This is a genomic window from Lysinibacillus sp. LK3, assembly GCF_001043675.1.
In the GTDB taxonomy this organism is placed as follows: Bacteria; Bacillota; Bacilli; order Bacillales_A; family Planococcaceae; genus Lysinibacillus; species Lysinibacillus capsici.
This window is the reverse complement of sequence record NZ_LDUJ01000004.1, coordinates 24005-40803: the sequence shown is the minus strand read 5'-3', so window position 1 is coordinate 40803 and position 16799 is coordinate 24005. Positions and strand designations below refer to the sequence as shown.

At 37.8% G+C, this 16799-nt stretch carries 18 protein-coding genes and 1 tRNA gene; 1 reads left to right on the top strand and 18 read right to left on the bottom strand.

What is annotated here, in order from left to right; genetic code table 11:
* Positions 1-48 precede the first annotated feature (48 nt).
* The 4 genes from VK91_RS03590 to VK91_RS03575 form a co-directional block, all read right to left on the bottom strand.
* The gene (locus tag VK91_RS03590) at positions 49-771 is read right to left on the bottom strand and encodes an amino acid ABC transporter ATP-binding protein (RefSeq protein WP_048390865.1); all 723 of its coding nucleotides are present in this window, start codon (positions 769-771) and stop codon (positions 49-51) included.
* Positions 768-1478: an amino acid ABC transporter permease gene (locus VK91_RS03585; RefSeq protein WP_004228035.1), complete on the bottom strand. Its 711-nt coding sequence runs from the start codon at positions 1476-1478 to the stop codon at positions 768-770. Before VK91_RS03585 ends, VK91_RS03590 begins: the two co-directional genes overlap by 4 nt.
* Positions 1479-1564: 86 nt before the next feature.
* A complete protein-coding gene (locus VK91_RS03580; RefSeq protein ID WP_004228033.1) occupies positions 1565-2362 on the bottom strand; it encodes a basic amino acid ABC transporter substrate-binding protein in 798 nt (265 codons plus the stop codon).
* 498 nt (positions 2363-2860) lie between these two features.
* Positions 2861-2935, bottom strand: a tRNA-Arg gene (locus tag VK91_RS03575).
* 308 nt (positions 2936-3243) lie between these two features.
* Between VK91_RS03575 and clpP the strand changes: the two genes are divergently transcribed.
* Entirely contained in the window at positions 3244-3834 is a 591-nt protein-coding gene (gene clpP / locus VK91_RS03570; protein WP_004228025.1) for an ATP-dependent Clp endopeptidase proteolytic subunit ClpP, read from the top strand.
* Positions 3835-3889: 55 nt separating this feature from the next.
* Here the strand turns inward: clpP and VK91_RS03565 are convergent, their stop codons facing one another.
* The 14 genes from VK91_RS03565 to VK91_RS03500 form a co-directional block, all read right to left on the bottom strand.
* Entirely contained in the window at positions 3890-4147 is a 258-nt protein-coding gene (locus VK91_RS03565) for an HPr family phosphocarrier protein (protein ID WP_004228023.1), read from the bottom strand.
* A 112-nt stretch (positions 4148-4259) separates the two neighbouring features.
* On the bottom strand, positions 4260-5207 hold the full coding sequence (gene whiA / locus VK91_RS03560) for a DNA-binding protein WhiA (RefSeq protein ID WP_004228019.1): 948 nt from the start codon (positions 5205-5207) through the stop codon (positions 4260-4262).
* Between the two features lie 65 nt (positions 5208-5272).
* Positions 5273-6268, bottom strand: a complete 996-nt coding sequence (gene yvcK / locus VK91_RS03555) for a YvcK family protein (RefSeq protein ID WP_048390863.1) — start codon at positions 6266-6268, stop codon at positions 5273-5275.
* Between the two features lie 4 nt (positions 6269-6272).
* Positions 6273-7166, bottom strand: a complete 894-nt coding sequence (gene rapZ / locus VK91_RS03550; RefSeq protein ID WP_048390861.1) for an RNase adapter RapZ — start codon at positions 7164-7166, stop codon at positions 6273-6275.
* 9 nt (positions 7167-7175) lie between these two features.
* The gene (locus VK91_RS03545; RefSeq protein WP_048390859.1) at positions 7176-7643 is read right to left on the bottom strand and encodes an 8-oxo-dGTP diphosphatase; all 468 of its coding nucleotides are present in this window, start codon (positions 7641-7643) and stop codon (positions 7176-7178) included.
* A gap of 347 nt (positions 7644-7990) precedes the next feature.
* A complete protein-coding gene (gene trxB, locus VK91_RS03540) occupies positions 7991-8935 on the bottom strand; it encodes a thioredoxin-disulfide reductase (RefSeq protein WP_048390857.1) in 945 nt (314 codons plus the stop codon).
* 162 nt (positions 8936-9097) lie between these two features.
* Entirely contained in the window at positions 9098-10621 is a 1524-nt protein-coding gene (locus tag VK91_RS03535) for a tetratricopeptide repeat protein (RefSeq protein WP_048390855.1), read from the bottom strand.
* A gap of 90 nt (positions 10622-10711) precedes the next feature.
* Entirely contained in the window at positions 10712-11329 is a 618-nt protein-coding gene (gene hisIE, locus VK91_RS03530) for a bifunctional phosphoribosyl-AMP cyclohydrolase/phosphoribosyl-ATP diphosphatase HisIE (RefSeq protein ID WP_048390853.1), read from the bottom strand.
* On the bottom strand, positions 11326-12087 hold the full coding sequence (gene hisF, locus VK91_RS03525; RefSeq protein WP_048390852.1) for an imidazole glycerol phosphate synthase subunit HisF: 762 nt from the start codon (positions 12085-12087) through the stop codon (positions 11326-11328). Before hisF ends, hisIE begins: the two co-directional genes overlap by 4 nt.
* Positions 12081-12713, bottom strand: coding sequence for an imidazole glycerol phosphate synthase subunit HisH (hisH, locus tag VK91_RS03520; RefSeq protein WP_048390850.1), 633 nt, complete (start codon positions 12711-12713; stop codon positions 12081-12083). Before hisH ends, hisF begins: the two co-directional genes overlap by 7 nt.
* Positions 12710-13309 carry an imidazoleglycerol-phosphate dehydratase HisB gene (gene hisB, locus VK91_RS03515; RefSeq protein ID WP_048390848.1) on the bottom strand — a complete coding sequence of 200 codons (600 nt, stop codon included), beginning with the start codon at positions 13307-13309 and terminating at the stop codon, positions 12710-12712. The genes hisH and hisB overlap by 4 nt, the downstream gene beginning before the upstream one ends.
* Before the next feature lie 4 nt (positions 13310-13313).
* Entirely contained in the window at positions 13314-14588 is a 1275-nt protein-coding gene (gene hisD, locus VK91_RS03510; RefSeq protein ID WP_048390846.1) for a histidinol dehydrogenase, read from the bottom strand.
* A 42-nt stretch (positions 14589-14630) separates the two neighbouring features.
* A complete protein-coding gene (gene hisG / locus VK91_RS03505; protein WP_048390844.1) occupies positions 14631-15266 on the bottom strand; it encodes an ATP phosphoribosyltransferase in 636 nt (211 codons plus the stop codon).
* Positions 15259-16431, bottom strand: a complete 1173-nt coding sequence (locus tag VK91_RS03500) for an ATP phosphoribosyltransferase regulatory subunit (RefSeq protein WP_048390842.1) — start codon at positions 16429-16431, stop codon at positions 15259-15261. Before VK91_RS03500 ends, hisG begins: the two co-directional genes overlap by 8 nt.
* Positions 16432-16799 lie beyond the last annotated feature (368 nt).

Below are 16799 nucleotides of genomic sequence, written 5' to 3'. Positions count from 1 at the left end.
AGAACAGCACAAAAAAAGCGAACGAGCATGTCGTTCGCTTTTTCAGCTTTATAATACTTTTCCTAAAAACGCTTTCGTACGGTCGCTTTGGGGATTGCCGAATAGTTCCTCTGGAGACCCTTCTTCTACAATATAGCCCCCATCCATGAAGACTACTCGATCACCTACTTCACGAGCAAAGCCCATTTCATGTGTCACAACTACCATTGTCATCCCTTCAGCTGCTAGATTTTTCATAACATCTAGCACCTCTTTTACCATTTCAGGGTCAAGTGCTGAAGTTGGCTCGTCAAATAAAATAGCTTTTGGCTTCATTGCTAAGGCACGAGCAATCGCCACACGTTGTTGCTGACCACCTGATAGCTGCTCAGGATAATTATAGGCCTTGCTGTCGAGCCCGACCTTTTTTAAAAGCTCATGTCCTAAAGCTTCTGCGTCTGTACGATTCATTTTACGAATTTGCATAGGTGCCATCGTGACATTATCGATAACCGTCATATGCGGGAATAAGTTAAATTGTTGAAACACCATACCCACTTCAGCGCGAATTTCATTGATATTCGTTTTAGGATCATTAATTTTTACATTTTCAATATAAATAGCACCATCCGTTACTTCTTCTAACATATTGATGCAACGGAGAAATGTACTTTTTCCTGAACCAGACGGCCCAATAACACAGACAACTTGTTTTTCTTGAATTTCATAATCGATTCCTTTTAATACTTCAAGCTTGCCAAAGTATTTGTGTAGGTTTTCAATTTTTATCATCTAGCTTCCCGCCCTTCTACCTTAGCTTTACGAGGGACATAGCTATTGCTAAATCGTTTCTCGATAAATGCTACAATCTTCGTTACACCATATGTCAACACTAAATATAATAATGCTGCAACGATATACGGTTCCCAGAAGCGGAAGCTTGCACCAGCTACGACCTTACTAGCGTATAAAATATCTGGTGCTGCAATTACAGTTACGAGTGAAGAATCTTTTAATAATGCAATAAATTCATTGCCCAATGGCGGAATCATACGTCTAAATGCTTGAGGTAAAATGACCTTACGCATCGCTTGGTTATGCGTTAATCCAAGAGAGCGAGCAGCCTCCATTTGCCCTTTTGCAATACTTTGAATCCCTGCACGGAAAATTTCCGCATTATAAGCAGCACAGTTTAAAATAAGCGCTGTAATCCCTGATACCATATAACCTAAAGAATGACCAAAAATTGTTGGAATAACTGCTAAGTGAATTAACAAGATTTGTACAAGCATCGGTGTTCCACGGAATAAATCGATATATAGTTTAGATGGCCAATAAATCCATTTTTTACTCGATAATTTTCCAAGGCCTAAAAATAGTCCTAATAGAATACCGCCAAAATAACCACTAAGTGTCAAAATAAGTGTTACGCCAATACCTCGTATAAACATATCTCGGTAGTTCCAGACAATGTCCCAGCGTAAGTCAAAGATGTCCATCCGAAAACCCCATTCCCCTTTAAATTACAATTAATAAATGAGCTGTTAGCAAAGTTACTATGTTAGTAGCATCATTTCATTCATTTTTATTGAAAATCAATGCCTGTAATTTCTTTTAATTTACCGTTTTCTTTAATCTTTTTAAGACCTTCGTTTAATTTATCTAGCAATTCTTTATTCCCTTTTTGAACCATGAAGCCATAGTATTCTTTTTCGAATGCATCATCTTCAATTACTTTTAGTTTTTGATCTGGGTGAGCTTTGATATATTCATAAACTACTGCATTATCTCCGATAGCTGCATCAACATTACCATTTAGCATCTCTTGGATAGCGATTGGCTGACTTTCAAAAGCCATAATATTTGTACTTGCTTCCCCTTGTAGCTTTTTCGCTGCCATATGACCAGTTGCATTGATTTGTACAGATACTTTTTTATCTTTTAATTCATCAAGAGATTTAATCTTTGAATCTTCTTTCACAACAATTAATAACTGAGACTCATAATACGGTTCTGTAAAATCAAATGATTCTTTACGCTCTTCCGTAATTGTGATTCCAGAAGCACCGATATCTGTTTCACCGTTCTTAATTGTTTGGAACACTGGCTCCCATCCAATATTATTCCACTCAACCTCAAAGTCCATCTCATCTGCAATAGCTTGTAGAATATCGACATCAATCCCTACAATTTTCCCTGAATCGTCAACAGATTCAAATGGTGCAAAAGTTGCCTCAGTACCTACTTTGTAAACCTTTTTGCCATCTCCACCATCTTCTGAAGATGAGCTACCTGAAGATGCATCATCTTTTGTACCACAACCTGCAAGTGCTAATGTTAAAGCTGCAATAATCATCAGTAACATCCAACCTGTTTTTTTCATTGTATTTCCCCCTAGTTCGATAATTTTCCGAATTACGTATTATTTTTCGCAATTCGGAAATGTTAGACTATTAGGTCAATTATATTAACATTATAGTATTTAGACAACAACTTTTCGCATAAAATTAAATATTTTTTCATATAAATTTATAATAAATTCATATAATTTGAAAAAACATGTATAAATAACAAGAAAATTAACCTAAAACTAATATATATACAATAAGAACCATGCCAAATTTCGATAAATTTAGGCAAAAAAAAGAATCCCCTCAGATAGGATTCTTTTTTTTCGACTATTACTAGTCTCACGTACAGTATGTTCACTAAAAAATAATTTGGAGTTGTTGCTTTTTTGAAGGTTTGAAAGGAATAAATAGGGGAATAATGCCAACTAGGACAGTATTCCCTTTATTCTTCCTCTCGATCTCCAGTAAGCAGGCTGCTAAACTACTTATTAGGAGATGAGCTATAACAGTATATCAATTGATCAGTAAAATGGCGCCCTCGGAGGGAATCGAACCCCCAGTGCAAGAACCGGAATCTTACGTGTTATCCATTACACCACGAGGGCAAAAGACACAAAAAAAAAGTACTCACTCTAGGCTTACGAAAAGCATGATGTAGATAACCCTCATTTTTGAAGCATACCTGCAAAATAGTGTCCTGTACTTTAAACCTTATAACCTTAATCATTATACAAGCCTATCCTATATAATTCAACCATAGAATGCAAAAACAATTTATTTTTTTAATTTCACTTTAGCAGGGTTAATATTTGACCTTCCCTGACTATAATGTGTATGATAAGGATACAGCTGAAATACAAAGGAAAATTTTCAGCAAAGGTATTCGAATTTAGCTTTTTAAGGAGGATTTAACATGAATTTAATTCCTACAGTTATTGAACAAACTAGTCGTGGTGAGCGTGCATATGACATTTATTCACGTCTACTTAAAGACCGTATTATCCTTTTAGGAAGTGCTATTGATGACAATGTTGCTAACTCCATTGTCGCTCAGCTTCTTTTCCTACAAGCAGAAGATCCAGATAAAGATATCTCTCTTTATATTAACTCACCTGGCGGATCCATTACGGCTGGTATGGCTATCTATGACACAATGCAAATCATTAAACCACAGGTACAAACAATTTGTATTGGTATGGCTGCATCAATGGGTGCTTTCCTACTTGCAGCTGGAGAACCTGGTAAACGTTTTGCCTTACCAAATGCTGAAGTCATGATTCACCAACCTCTAGGTGGTGCACAAGGTCAAGCGACAGAAATTGAAATTGCTGCTAAACGTATTCTATTCTTACGTGAAAAATTAAATGGCATTTTATCTGAACGCACTGGTCAACCACTTGAAGTCATTGCAAGAGACACAGATCGTGATAACTTCATGACTGCTGAACGTGCAAAAGAATACGGTTTAATCGATCATATTATGCACCGTAGCGATAATAAATAAAAAAATAGAAGGCATCACAGAATTGCTCTGTGATGCCTTTTGTATTTAATGAATGTTAATCTTCATTTTCAATAATTGTTGCCAATGCTGTAACCGCTTGCTCAGCATCGTTACCTTCACTGCTTAAAGTCACTTCGGTACCTTTAGCAACTGCTAAGCTCATAACACCCATAATGGATTTGGCATTTACTTTTTTCTCATCTTTTTCTAGAAAGATATCAGCACTAAAACGATTTGCTTCTTGCACAAATAGTGCTGCTTGTCTAGCTTGTAGTCCTAATTTTAATTTAACCTGGACTCTTCTCTCAATCATTCTCAAAACTCCCCTTCACTACCGTTCATCTATTAGTTTTATCTTACCTTACTTACTGGCAAAAGAACAATAAGCGATTAGCATGACATTCATACCTGAAAAGTATGATAACTTAACCACCTATTTTTTCACCACGCCTTAATGCATCCGCAATCTCATCAATTTTTCTCAATCGATGGTTAACACCTGATTTACTAACCGTTCCACTAGATACCATTTCACCAAGCTCTTTTAATGTCACATCTTGGTATTCAACACGGAGACGTGCTATTTCACGAAGCTTCTCTGGTAGTTGATCAAGACCAATTGAATTTTCAATAAATCGAATATTCTCAACCTGCCGTAATGCTGCTCCAATGGTTTTATTTAAATTGGCAGTTTCACAGTTCACAATACGGTTGACACTATTACGCATATCTCGCAAAATCCGAACATCTTCAAATTTCATCATAGCCTGATGCGCTCCAACAATATTAAGGAAATCTGAAATTTTTTCTGCTTCTTTTAAGTAAGTTACAAAGCCTTTTTTACGTTCAATTGTTTTGGCATTGAGTTCAAATTCATTCATCAAATCCATTAATGCCTCACCATGTTCTTTATATAAAGAATAAACCTCTAAATGATAAGCCGATGTTTCTGGATTATTGACGGAACCTCCTGCTAAAAAGGCTCCTCTTAAATAAGCTCTTTTTTGGCCGCTCTTTTGAATGAGCTTTCTTGAGATAGTATGGTTAAATTGAAAGTCGTCTGAGATGATTTCTAAATCAATTAATAGCTCACGCGCTCCTTCTCTTACACGGCATATATACACATTATTTTTTTTCAATCGCATTTTCTTACGAACAAGTAATTCAACATTGTACGGATACAATTTTTTCATAATCGTATATAGTCTTCTGGCAATTGCAGCGTTTTCGGTTTGCACGTCTAAGCTTAGTTGTTTATTTGCAAAGGATAATGAACCATTCATACGAATTAGGGCAGAAACTTCTGCTTTCATACAATGATTGTCCGCTTCTATTTGTGTCAATTCTTTTTTTGTTTCAGAAGCAAAAGACATATCACGCCCCCCTTTCAATCATGATTTCTATGTATATGTTCATCTTACCATATACAATAAAGCCATTATGTTTCTATTATTGGTCCTCTTACTTTTTGATGGTAAATATCAGCATAATCTACCAGCCATTCTGCAACATTTGTAGCATTATGTCGAACCGTTCCATCTGGTCGAATTGTAGCAATGTCTCGTTTGATAACTTCTAAACCCATACTTTCAAGCTTTGCTACGTCAAATGTTACTGGTTCCGCTCTTTCTTCTTTATACAGTTCTTTTACAGGGTTAGGGAGTTCTTCATCATTTACTAAAATGGAATCGATAAAATCATGGCCAACATGCTTATGTATGGCTGTTACATGATCGCCTGCTGTATAGGAAATGGTTTCACCCTTTTGTGTCATTAAATTACAAACATATATTTTTCTTCCTTTAGCCTTAACAACTGCTTCACCTATTTCCTTAACAAGCAAATTCGGAATAATACTTGTATATAAGCTTCCTGGTCCTACTAAAATATAGTCTGCACGAAGTATTGCACGAATAGCTTCTGGCAACGGTTGCACATTTTCAGGTACTAAAAAAACGCGATTAATGCGTTTCGTCGCTGTCGGGATTTTTGATTCTCCCTCGATAATTGAACCGTCCTCAAGCACAGCATGTAGGGTGATTTTTTTATTAGCTGCTGGAATAACTCGACCATGAACTTTTAAAACCTTTCCCATCTCACTGATAGCATGATTGAAATCACCAGTAATATCAGTAAGGGCTGTAAGCATTAAATTCCCTAAGGAGTGACCTCGTAAGTCTTCAGATGCCGAAAAACGGTATTGAAACATTTGCTCTACAAGGGGCTCAATATCTGATAATGCTGCAATCACATTGCGTACATCACCAGGCGGTGGGATATCGTAATCATCACGTAAACGACCTGAAGATCCACCATCATCTGCTACTGTTACAATAGCAGTAATATCAAATGGGTGATGCTTCAGACCGCGAAGTAACGTGGAGAGCCCTGTGCCACCACCAATTACCACAAGCTTTGTTTGCTTTTTCCCCATTCACTCATTCCTTTCTACGATTAATATCACGATGCGTAATAACCGTATTTTCCTTGCCCGCAAAATATGCACCAAAAAATTCTGCTAATGTCACTGAGCGATGCTGGCCCCCAGTACAACCAAAAGCAATAACAAGCTGTGATTTACCTTCTTGTCGATAGAGAGGAATCATAAAGTCTAATAAATCCGTCAGTTTTTGTATAAGGATTTGCGTATCTTCCAACGCTAACACATAAGAAGATACCTCTGTTTGAAGACCCGTTTTTGGACGTAGCTCCTCCACATAGTATGGGTTTTTAAGAAAACGAACATCAAACACTAAGTCCGCATCAATCGGCATACCATGTTTAAAGCCAAAGGACATAATGTTAACGGTAAAAATAGTATCTGCCTCACTTGCAAATTCTTTTACGATTTTTTCACGTAATTGCTTTGGTTTCATGTTAGATGTGTTATAAACAAAATTGGCACGACCCTTTACTTCAGATAAAAGTATTCGTTCCTGTTTAATTCCATCTAGAGGTAAACCATTCACTGCTAATGGATGTGCACGTCTCGTTTCTTTATACCGTCTGACTAATGTGGCATCATCTGCATCTAAAAATAAAATACGAGCAACAATATCGCCTTCTTTTAGTATATGGTCTAATGCGCCAATTAGAGCATCAAAAAAGTCGCCTCCGCGCATATCCATTACTGCTGCAATTCGGGTACTGTTTTTACCAGAATCTCTTAATAAGGTTAAAAAAGTTGTAAGTAACGCAGGTGGTAAATTATCAATACAGTAATACCCTAAATCCTCAAAGCTTTGAATAGCTACTGTTTTCCCAGCCCCAGACATTCCTGTAATAATAACCAATTCATGTGTACTTTGTTGGCCTTCAACCACCACTGTCATGCAACTCCTTTATTGTTCTTTTGAAATTTGTATTTTCTGATGAAGTAATTCAAAATTCGTTGTATAGTCAAACGTGCCATACTGAATGCCTGATTGCGAAACAGCAAATTGTAAATTAGTTCGATCTCCTTCAGCCATTGGCAAATGTGCTAAATCCTCTACTGGGTGCCATGCAAGTTTGCCTTCTCTTGTTTCTTCGAATGGTACTCCATCTACATCCTTTGCAACAAATGTATAGAGCATCCATTCATCCACTACGTCATTGTTTTCTTTAATGATCATCGTATAAACACCCTTTAAATGAACATGTAAAGGTATGACGTTTGTCTCTTCTTGAAACTCTCGAATAGCAGCCTCGAAGATTGACTCGCCACTCTCCATTTTCCCTCCTGGAGCTACATACCAGCCTCGTCTTGGTTTCTGAAGTAATAATACTTTACCGTCTTTTACGGCAATTAAATTTGCAATTCTTTGCATAGGCACACCTCTAATCACTTTTGCATTCTACTCTTCATTATAACAAGACCTTGTAAGTTTTGTCCTCATTTACAACTCTTGTACGCAGACAATTAACAATTTAGTTCTATTCAAAGATAACCATTTCATCTTGGGCGAAATTTACGTTTATCGTGATATTATTATTTGATTTTTTACACATAAAAAAGTAGGTTGCTCCCACCTATTGGAGGCGGAAACAACCTACTAAACAAAATAAAAGGGGGATTGCTAATTACATTTTTATCATACACCTTTTATATGTCATTCAAGTTACAGCAATATTAAAACCACATTAAAATTGTATTTTTTTCCTTAAAATAGCCCTATTAGGCATTAATTTTCTCTAATAGCTCTTCTACATAATGTTGAACAGCTTGCGCGGCAATACTACCGTCACCAGTTGCTGTTACAATTTGACGAAGTGATTTTTCACGAACATCTCCAGCTGCAAAGATACCTGGAATTTTTGTTTCCATCGTTTCGTTTGTCAAAATATAGCCAGCCTCATTTAAAATACCTAATGACTCAAATGGTTTCGTTAACGGAAGCATACCTATATAGACGAAAACACCATCTGTAGCAAATTCAGATTCTGTACCATCGACAGTTGATCGTAGTGTTACACTGCCAACTTTACCATTCGCTTCATTGATTTCTTTTACAGTTGCATTCCAAATGAAATCAATTTTTTCATTGGCAAAGGCACGATCTTGGAGAATTTTTTGTGCACGTAATTTATCACGACGGTGGACAATTGTCACTTTATCAGCAAAGCGAGTTAAATAAACACCCTCTTCAACAGCTGAATCTCCGCCACCTACGACAACTAGATTTTTTTGTTTAAAGAATGCTCCATCACATACTGCACAGTAGCTGACACCACGGCCACCAAGCTCTTTTTCACCAGGCACACCCATTTTTTTATACTCAGCACCAGTGGTGATAATAATGGCACGTGTTTTATATTCTTTTGCACCTGATTTAATTGTTTTATATTCTTCTCCATCGATGATTTCCGTTACATCACCATAGGCATATTCAGCACCAAATTTTTTAGCATGCTCAAACATTTTTGTAGAAAGCTCTGGTCCTAAAATTGTCTCAAAACCTGGGTAGTTTTCTACTTCTTCTGTGTTTGCCATTTGTCCACCAGGAATGCCACGTTCAATCATTAAAGTAGACAAATTTGCACGAGATGTATAAACAGCGGCAGTCATCCCAGCAGGACCTGCACCAATAATTACTACATCATAAATTTTTTCTTCCGACATAAATACTTCCCCCTAAACAGAATACTTTTTATCTTCATTCAACCAATACATATAACGTCATCTATAGAAGAAGATCAATGACGCTAAGGAAAAATTGGTGATAGCGTTAGTATGTTCATCGTATGTGAAAGTATAAAGTTATTCAACTATGTTGCTCACACATTAATCATGACTGTTTGGCAAAAACGTTAAGATTTCGTCAATATACTTTGATAAAGTAGATACAGAAACTCCATATTGCTGCGCAATTTCCTTTTTTGTCACTTTAAGCATTTGTGAAGATCTGAATAAATAATCATTTGCTCCTGCAATTGCTGTTGGATTTGTAAAACGATAATTTTCTATTAAAGCTTGTTCACATAGCACAAACCACATTTGAAACAGCGGTACAATTAATGATGATAGCTTTCCATATTGTTCTAATAAAATTTCTGAGACCTGTACTGATCGTAAAAAGCTTGCTTCTACTTTATTTTTCTTATCAAATTCATGTCCAAGTGCATAAGCTAAAAACAATTTTTCAAAAGAGCCTAATTGTTCAATATTAATCCATTTCGGATGGGCGATAATTTCTTGCTTATGCGCTGTACCTTTCAGTAAAAATAAACCAAAAATGCGCTCACTCGTATAAGTGCTCTCTAATTTTTCAACGATAAAATCACGATCATGCTCCAATGCATCAAGTCCAAATTCATTTTCTTGTTGGCGCCAAGGTTCGAAGCCCTCTTTGTCTGGGTCTAGCTCTAGAAGCTGATCCCACGCACTTTTCGAAATCTCCTCATGTCCTGAGAAATAAGCAGCATGTGACAGCCAAAAGTAAAATCCTGCATCTCCTACATAGCCTCTCTTTTGCATGCTGCGCAACCATTTATAGGCTAATTCATATTGGCTGATTAAGGCTAAGGTAGCACCAAGTTTATAACGATGCTCCCAAGTATAGGGTTGAATTTTAACAAGAACATTTAACAGTTCTTGTAAATCATCTTCATTTTTTTCATAATACGCAATTACCGTTAAATTGCATAATGCATGTAGATTGCCCTTATTTTCACGTAGCACTGTATGCAAGAGAGCCTTTGCTTGCTCTTCTTCTCCAACATAAAAATAAGCGAGTGCTAGATTATTATAGGCTGACCAAAATGCTGGTCGATCTTCAATTAAATCTTCTAAAATAGTAATAGCTTCAGGAAAATCTCCCTTTTCCATACAACGACGAGCTTGCTCCTGACGATATAAATCCTCACCAGAGCCTTCAAGCTCTTCAAAATCATCTTGCTCAAAAGCGACAAACTCTAATATTTCTGCTGCTTCATCGGCATAAGCACCCTCAGGTTCTAGCTTTAAATATTCTTCTGCAAAGCGTTTTGCATCATGCATGATTCCTACACACCCTGATACTTCTGCCATGTAAAATATGATTTCTGGATTATCTGGATCAATTTGATAGGCGCGACGAAGTAGGTCATACGCTTCCTCAAAACGTTGACCTTCTAACTCTACTATGGCTAACTGCAAGATAATCATTGGATCGTCGGGACTTAAATCTACCGCACGCTGTAAATATTTATAGGCTTTATTCATTTGTCCACTGTTCATTGCTTGAATTGATTTCTTATAATAATAGTCGCCTGTTGGAATGAACGACACTATATTCGATTGAGTCTCATTTTGACGTTTCTTTTCCAATATATTTCCTCCGAAACAAGAAATAAGGAACGTATTCTACGTTCCTTTACACAGTAACTCCTATTATACCACACAATCAATAATATGCTGTTATTTCTCCTCGTGACGTTTTTCCAACACATGCAGAACATCATAAATGCTTACTTTTTGTTCTTGTAATAATACGAGTAGGTGATAAATTAAATCAGCTGCCTCCCATTTTACTTCCTCAGCATCTCGGTTTTTGGCACCAATGACCACCTCTGTTGCTTCTTCCCCAACCTTTTTACAGATTTTATCAATGCCCTTATCAAATAAATATGTAGTGTACGCTCCTTCTGGCATTTCCTGCTCTCGCTTTTCGATGACACGAGCAAGTTTAGAAACGATGTCCACAGAACCTACCTTCTCTTTTTGCTGAATAACCTCAGTGAAGCAAGAAATTGTCCCATTATGACATGCTGGCCCTGTCGGTAGAACCTCCACTATTAAAGCATCTTGATCGCAATCCGCTTTGATTGAAACCACCTGTTGTGTATGGCCACTTGTTGCTCCCTTATGCCAAAGCTCTTGACGGGAACGAGAATAAAACCAAGTTTCCCCTGAGTCAATTGTTTTAGCTAATGACTCCTTATTCATATAAGCTACTGTTAATACCTCTTTTGTATTGGCATCTTGTACTACAGCTGTAACAAGACCTCTCTCATCAAATTGAATGTTCTCTATCATCTTACTGCCACTCCTTTTTCACGTAAGTATTCCTTTACTTGCGCTACACTTGTTTCTTTATAATGGAAGATAGAGGCTGCTAGTGCAGCATCTGCATCTACCTCTTGTGCTAATACTTCGTAAAAATGTTCGGCATGTCCCGCTCCACCACTAGCAATCACAGGGACTGTCACAGCTTCACGCACTGCTTTGGTTAAGGCTAAATCAAAGCCTGATTTTTCTCCATCTTGATTCATACTTGTTAATAAAATCTCACCAGCTCCTAAGCGGACAGCCTCTTTGGCCCACTCAATGGCTGACCAAGAGGTTTTGTTGCGACCACCATGCGTATAAACCATCCATGTGCTATCTTCCTCACTATAGCGAGCATCGATTGCTACAACAATACATTGTGCGCCAAAGTAATCAGAGCCTTCCTGTATAAGGGCAGGTCTTTCCAGCGCGGATGTATTCACTGAAACTTTATCGGCACCTGCTCGTAAAATACGCTTCATATCATCCAACGTACGAATACCTCCGCCAACAGTAAAGGGTATGGCAAGCGTAGCCGCTGTTTGACGAACCACATCTACCATCGTTTCTCGACCTTCATGTGATGCAGAAATATCTAAAAATACAAGCTCATCTGCTCCTTGTTCATCATAGAACTTCGCAAGCTCCACTGGATCTCCTGCATCTCGGATAGAGACAAATTGTATACCTTTTACAACACGACCTTCTTTCACATCAAGACATGGAATAATACGTTTTGTTAGCATGCCTTCACACCTTCCAACCATTGCTCTAATAAATAAACACCTAATTCCCCTGATTTTTCAGGGTGAAATTGCATGCCAGTCACAGAACCATTCATCACAATACCAGGTACTTGAATGCCGAAGTAATCAGCATAGGCAACAAGCTCTGATTCTACGATATCTGTTGCATAAAAGGAGTGAACAAAATAGACATGCTTCGCTGATACTTCATTGTGTAACCATGCAGGACGATTTGTCACAATTAGTTCATTCCACCCCATATGCGGTACTCTGTATGCTTGGCCCTCTTGGCTACCACTAAAGCGTTTAATACACCCCTTGAAAAACCCTAGCCCTTTTGTTGGGGTTACTTCATCACTTTGCTCGAATAATAATTGCATACCTAGACAAATTCCTAAAAGTGGACGGTTTTCTCTTTGTGCCTTCTGTAAATATTGATCTAAGTTTGTTTCAGCTAAACGCTTTCTGGCATCAGGGAATGCACCCACCCCTGGTAATAAAAGTGCGTCAGCTGTATCTAATGCCTTCTCATCAGCAGTTATAATAACTTCACAGCCTAGCCTTTTTAATGCCTGCTCCACACTAAATAAATTACCCATTCCATAATCAATGACACCTATTTTCACGTCAACAGCCCCTTAGTCGATGGTACGCCTTTAACACGCGGGTCAATTTCCACTGCGGCATCAATCGCACGTGCTAATGCTTTGAAAATTGCCTCAATAATGTGATGTGTATTCTGTCCATAAGGTACAATTACATGAACATTCATCCTTGCCTCAAGGGCAAATTTCCATAAAAATTCATGCACTAATTCTGTATCAAACGTTCCTACTTTTTCTTTTAATGCTGGCACACGGTACTCTAGATGAGGTCGATTCGAGCAATCGACCACTACCTGAGCTAGTGCGTCATCCATCGGTACAAAGGCGTTACCATAGCGTTTTATGCCTTTCTTATCACCAAGTGCTTCTCGAACAGCCTGTCCTAATACAATACCAAGGTCCTCTGTTGTATGGTGATCATCAATATAAGTATCGCCATTTGCATGTATTATGCCGTTAAATAGTCCATGCTTAATAAATAAGTCAAGCATATGGTCCATAAACCCCACGCCTGTTTGGATATCTGCCTTGCCTTCACCATCTAAATCAATTGCTACAGAAATTTGCGTTTCATTCGTTGTACGCTCTATCTTTGCATATCGTTTCTTTTCTGTCATCGTCCTATTCCTTCTCCCATCCACGTGATTCCACTGCACGAGCATGGCCCTCTAAGCCTTCCATACGCGCTAAACGTGCAATTTTTGGTGCGTTGTCTCTCCAGGTTTTTTCACTATAGTAAACAATACTTGATTTTTTCACAAAATCATCAACATTTAAGCCACTTGCAAAACGAGCCGTACTATTAGTTGGAAGTACATGATTGGTCCCTGCAAAATAATCACCAACTGGCTCAGAACTATACCGACCTATAAAAATACCACCAGCATGTCTTATTTGCTCAGCTAACGCCTCCGCATTTTCCATCACAATTTCTAAATGCTCCGGTGCTAATGAATTAATGGCTTCCACTGCATCTGCCAATGTTTCAGCTACATAAATTACCCCAAATTTCTCTATGGAAGCACGAGCTACTTCTTGACGCGGTAAGTTCAGCAGCTGCTTCTCTACTTCCTCAGCTACTTTTTTGGCTAATTGCGCTGAGGTTGTGACAAGAATTGAACAAGCTAGTGGATCATGCTCTGCTTGTGATAAAAGGTCTGCAGCAATTTCATCAGGATAGGCTGTGTCATCAGCCAGCACAGCAATTTCACTCGGTCCCGCAATCATATCAATGGCTACTTCTCCAAATACCTCTCGTTTGGCAAGTGCCACATAAATATTTCCTGGACCTGTTATTTTATCGACTGGGGGAATTGTTTCCGTGCCATAGGCAAGTGCTGCTATTGCTTGTGCCCCACCAACTTTATAAATCTCATCAATCCCTAAAAGGTGAGCCGCCACAAGTACACCTGCTGGTAGTTTCCCATTTGGCCCTGCAGGTGAAGTAATAACAATACGTTTCACCCCTGCAACCTGCGCTGGTATTACATTCATCAAGACTGATGAAGGGTAGGCAGCTGTACCACCTGGAACATATAGTCCTACTGCATCTAAAGCTGTTACCCGTTGGCCTAACCAAGAACCATCTCCCAGTTCTAGGTGATACCCTGAACGTATCTGTTGTTCATGATAAAAACGAATATTTTCTGCTGCTTCCGCTAAGTCCTTATATAGTTGAGGATCGAGTTCACTTACTGCTTCTTGTATTTCTTCTTCAGAGACACGTAAATTTTTAGGGACATAGCCATCCCATCGCTCAGTATAGGTGCGTAACGCCGCATCTCCCTGTGTCTTAACATCCGAAAGCACTTGTCGTACAACTTTTATTTGTTCTTCATTTCCTCCTTCAAGTGGTCTTTTTAAGGAAATGCCTTTTTCAAGCTTTGTTATTTTCATAGGATTAATCCCCTTTAGTCCTTCATATGTAGCTACAAATGATTACTTTTTCTGCTCATTTACACATTTCTTTAACCGCCTCACAAGATCAATAATACGCTCACCTTTCATACGATAACTTACAGGATTTGCAATTAATCGAGAAGAGACAGCAGTAATAAATTCATATTCTACTAAGCCGTTCTCTTTTAATGTACGACCAGTAGAAACAATATCGACAATTCGATCAGCTAAGCCAATCATTGGTGCTAATTCAATAGAACCGTTGAGCTCGATAATTTCCACTTGCTCTCCAATGCCTTTGTAGTACTTCATGGCAATATTCGGATATTTCGTAGCAATTCTAGGCGCAATCTCATTCATGGAGGTGTTTGGTAGGCCTGCAGAAGCGATATAGCAATTACTAATTTTCAAATCAAGTAATTCGTGCACTTCTCGCTGTTGCTCTAACAAAACATCCTTACCAGCAATACCAATATCAGCAACACCATGTTCAACATAGACAGGAACATCCATTGGCTTTGATAAAATAAAGCGAATTTTTTCCTCTGGTATTTCAATCATTAATTTACGTGACATTTCTACTTCTTCTGGTAAATTAAAACCTGCCTCTAACAACATTTGATATGCCTCTTCAAAGATTCTTCCTTTGGGCATTGCAATCGTTAATTCATTCACCGCCAACTTCCTCCTGTCCAACTACCACCACTTCTGTAAAGTATGCTAAAAAGGCCGCCTCATCGACTAGACTACTACGTAACTGCAAAGTAGCTAATTTTCCTGCTGCTCGTAAATTTTTAACCTTTAGTAAAGCTTCCTCAAATTGTTCTTCTTCAAAAAGAACAACTGTTGCTTCCTGTCGTTTCACTGATTGCCCGTTTAATGTTTCTAATAAACGATCCACACGAATACTAAATCCTGTAGCACCAACCTTTGAACCAAAAACTTCTAACAAGCCATCATAACGACCACCATTTCCTAATAAAAAGCCACTTCCCACAGCAAATACTTCAAATAGCATACCCGTGTAATAACTCATATGACTCGAAAGTGTGAAATCGAAAGCTACATAATCAGCTAAATCAGCCATTTCAAGTAGTTGAGCAAGTTGTTGCATATATTCTAATGCATCATTTTTGCGGACATATTTTTCAATATCTCGTATATCTCTGACATTCATGGCTTCTTCAATAAATTGTAAGAGGGCATCGGATTTAGCTTTAGGCAGATCAAATGACTCTACTGCTTCTTCAAACCCTACGTAATTTCGTTGGACAAGCAATGTTCTAAGCGTTGTTTGCTGTTCGATACTCTCTGTGTAATCTTGTAAAATGCAATTTAATATACCAGCATGTCCAATTGTGATTTTAAACTCTTCCAATTTAAAATGCTTTAATAGCTCCATTGCCGTTACAATGACTTCTGCATCGGCAAAAACTGATTGATCACCTATTAACTCAATCCCCATTTGATCAAACTCAGCAGGCCTGCCTCCCTCTGCTTCCTGAGCCCGAAAAACGCTTGCAAAATAGGCAAGACGTAGTGGGATCATTTCCTTTAATAGTTTCGATGTAGCTACTCGAGCAATCGGTGTAGTCATGTCAGGTCGCAGCACTAACGTATTTCCTTGGCTATCCACTAGCTTAAATAAATGAGCATCAGCAATCGCTGAAGCCTTCCCTACTGTATCGAAATACTCCACCGCAGGCGTTTTAATAAACTCATAACCCCTTTTATATAAAAAGTCTCTGCCCGCATGTCTAACTGCTTCAACTTTCTCATAGATTTGCGGGAATGTATCGCGCATTCCAAGTGGCTTTTCAAACATTTTTATCGACGACATATGGACACTTCCTCACATTTCACTTTAATTCACTAGAGTATTAGAGAATTAGATTATGAAAGAATTTTAACTTATTTCATTAATACAGTCAACGATATCCTTATTAATTATCGAAATCTTTAAATACTTATTATTCTGTTAATTATACACATTGAATTGCAAAGACTTCCAAAAAAAGCATGACTCATTTTACTTATAATTTGACAAAATACTTTAGTGACAATGAGAATATGTCTAAATTGTGACAAACCAATTTTTAATCACTTTAAGTATTCGCTAAAAATTGATAATGAATCTCTCTTAACAAATCATTGATAAAAATAAAGAGTTTTCAATAGAGTATTCTCAATATCGAAAACCAATAATTA

Bases quoted from the DNA above. Each gene is read 5' to 3' on its own strand.
- hisF (WP_048390852.1), bottom strand. From the start codon at position 12,087: ATGCTAACAAAACGTATTATTCCATGTCTTGATGTGAAAGAAGGTCGT.
- whiA (WP_004228019.1), bottom strand. From the start codon at position 5,207: ATGTCTTTTGCTTCTGAAACAAAAAAAGAATTGACACAAATAGAAGCG.
- rapZ (WP_048390861.1), bottom strand. From the start codon at position 7,166: ATGACAGTGGTGGTTGAAGGCCAACAAAGTACACATGAATTGGTTATT.
- VK91_RS03580 (WP_004228033.1), bottom strand. From the start codon at position 2,362: ATGAAAAAAACAGGTTGGATGTTACTGATGATTATTGCAGCTTTAACA.
- yvcK (WP_048390863.1), bottom strand. From the start codon at position 6,268: ATGGGGAAAAAGCAAACAAAGCTTGTGGTAATTGGTGGTGGCACAGGG.
- hisB (WP_048390848.1), bottom strand. From the start codon at position 13,309: ATGACAGAAAAGAAACGATATGCAAAGATAGAGCGTACAACGAATGAA.
- hisD (WP_048390846.1), bottom strand. From the start codon at position 14,588: ATGAAAATAACAAAGCTTGAAAAAGGCATTTCCTTAAAAAGACCACTT.
- VK91_RS03500 (WP_048390842.1), bottom strand. From the start codon at position 16,431: ATGTCGTCGATAAAAATGTTTGAAAAGCCACTTGGAATGCGCGATACA.
- clpP (WP_004228025.1), top strand. From the start codon at position 3,244: ATGAATTTAATTCCTACAGTTATTGAACAAACTAGTCGTGGTGAGCGT.
- VK91_RS03590 (WP_048390865.1), bottom strand. From the start codon at position 771: ATGATAAAAATTGAAAACCTACACAAATACTTTGGCAAGCTTGAAGTA.
- VK91_RS03585 (WP_004228035.1), bottom strand. From the start codon at position 1,478: ATGGACATCTTTGACTTACGCTGGGACATTGTCTGGAACTACCGAGAT.
- hisIE (WP_048390853.1), bottom strand. From the start codon at position 11,329: ATGATAGAGAACATTCAATTTGATGAGAGAGGTCTTGTTACAGCTGTA.
- VK91_RS03565 (WP_004228023.1), bottom strand. From the start codon at position 4,147: ATGATTGAGAGAAGAGTCCAGGTTAAATTAAAATTAGGACTACAAGCT.
- VK91_RS03545 (WP_048390859.1), bottom strand. From the start codon at position 7,643: ATGCAAAGAATTGCAAATTTAATTGCCGTAAAAGACGGTAAAGTATTA.
- trxB (WP_048390857.1), bottom strand. From the start codon at position 8,935: ATGTCGGAAGAAAAAATTTATGATGTAGTAATTATTGGTGCAGGTCCT.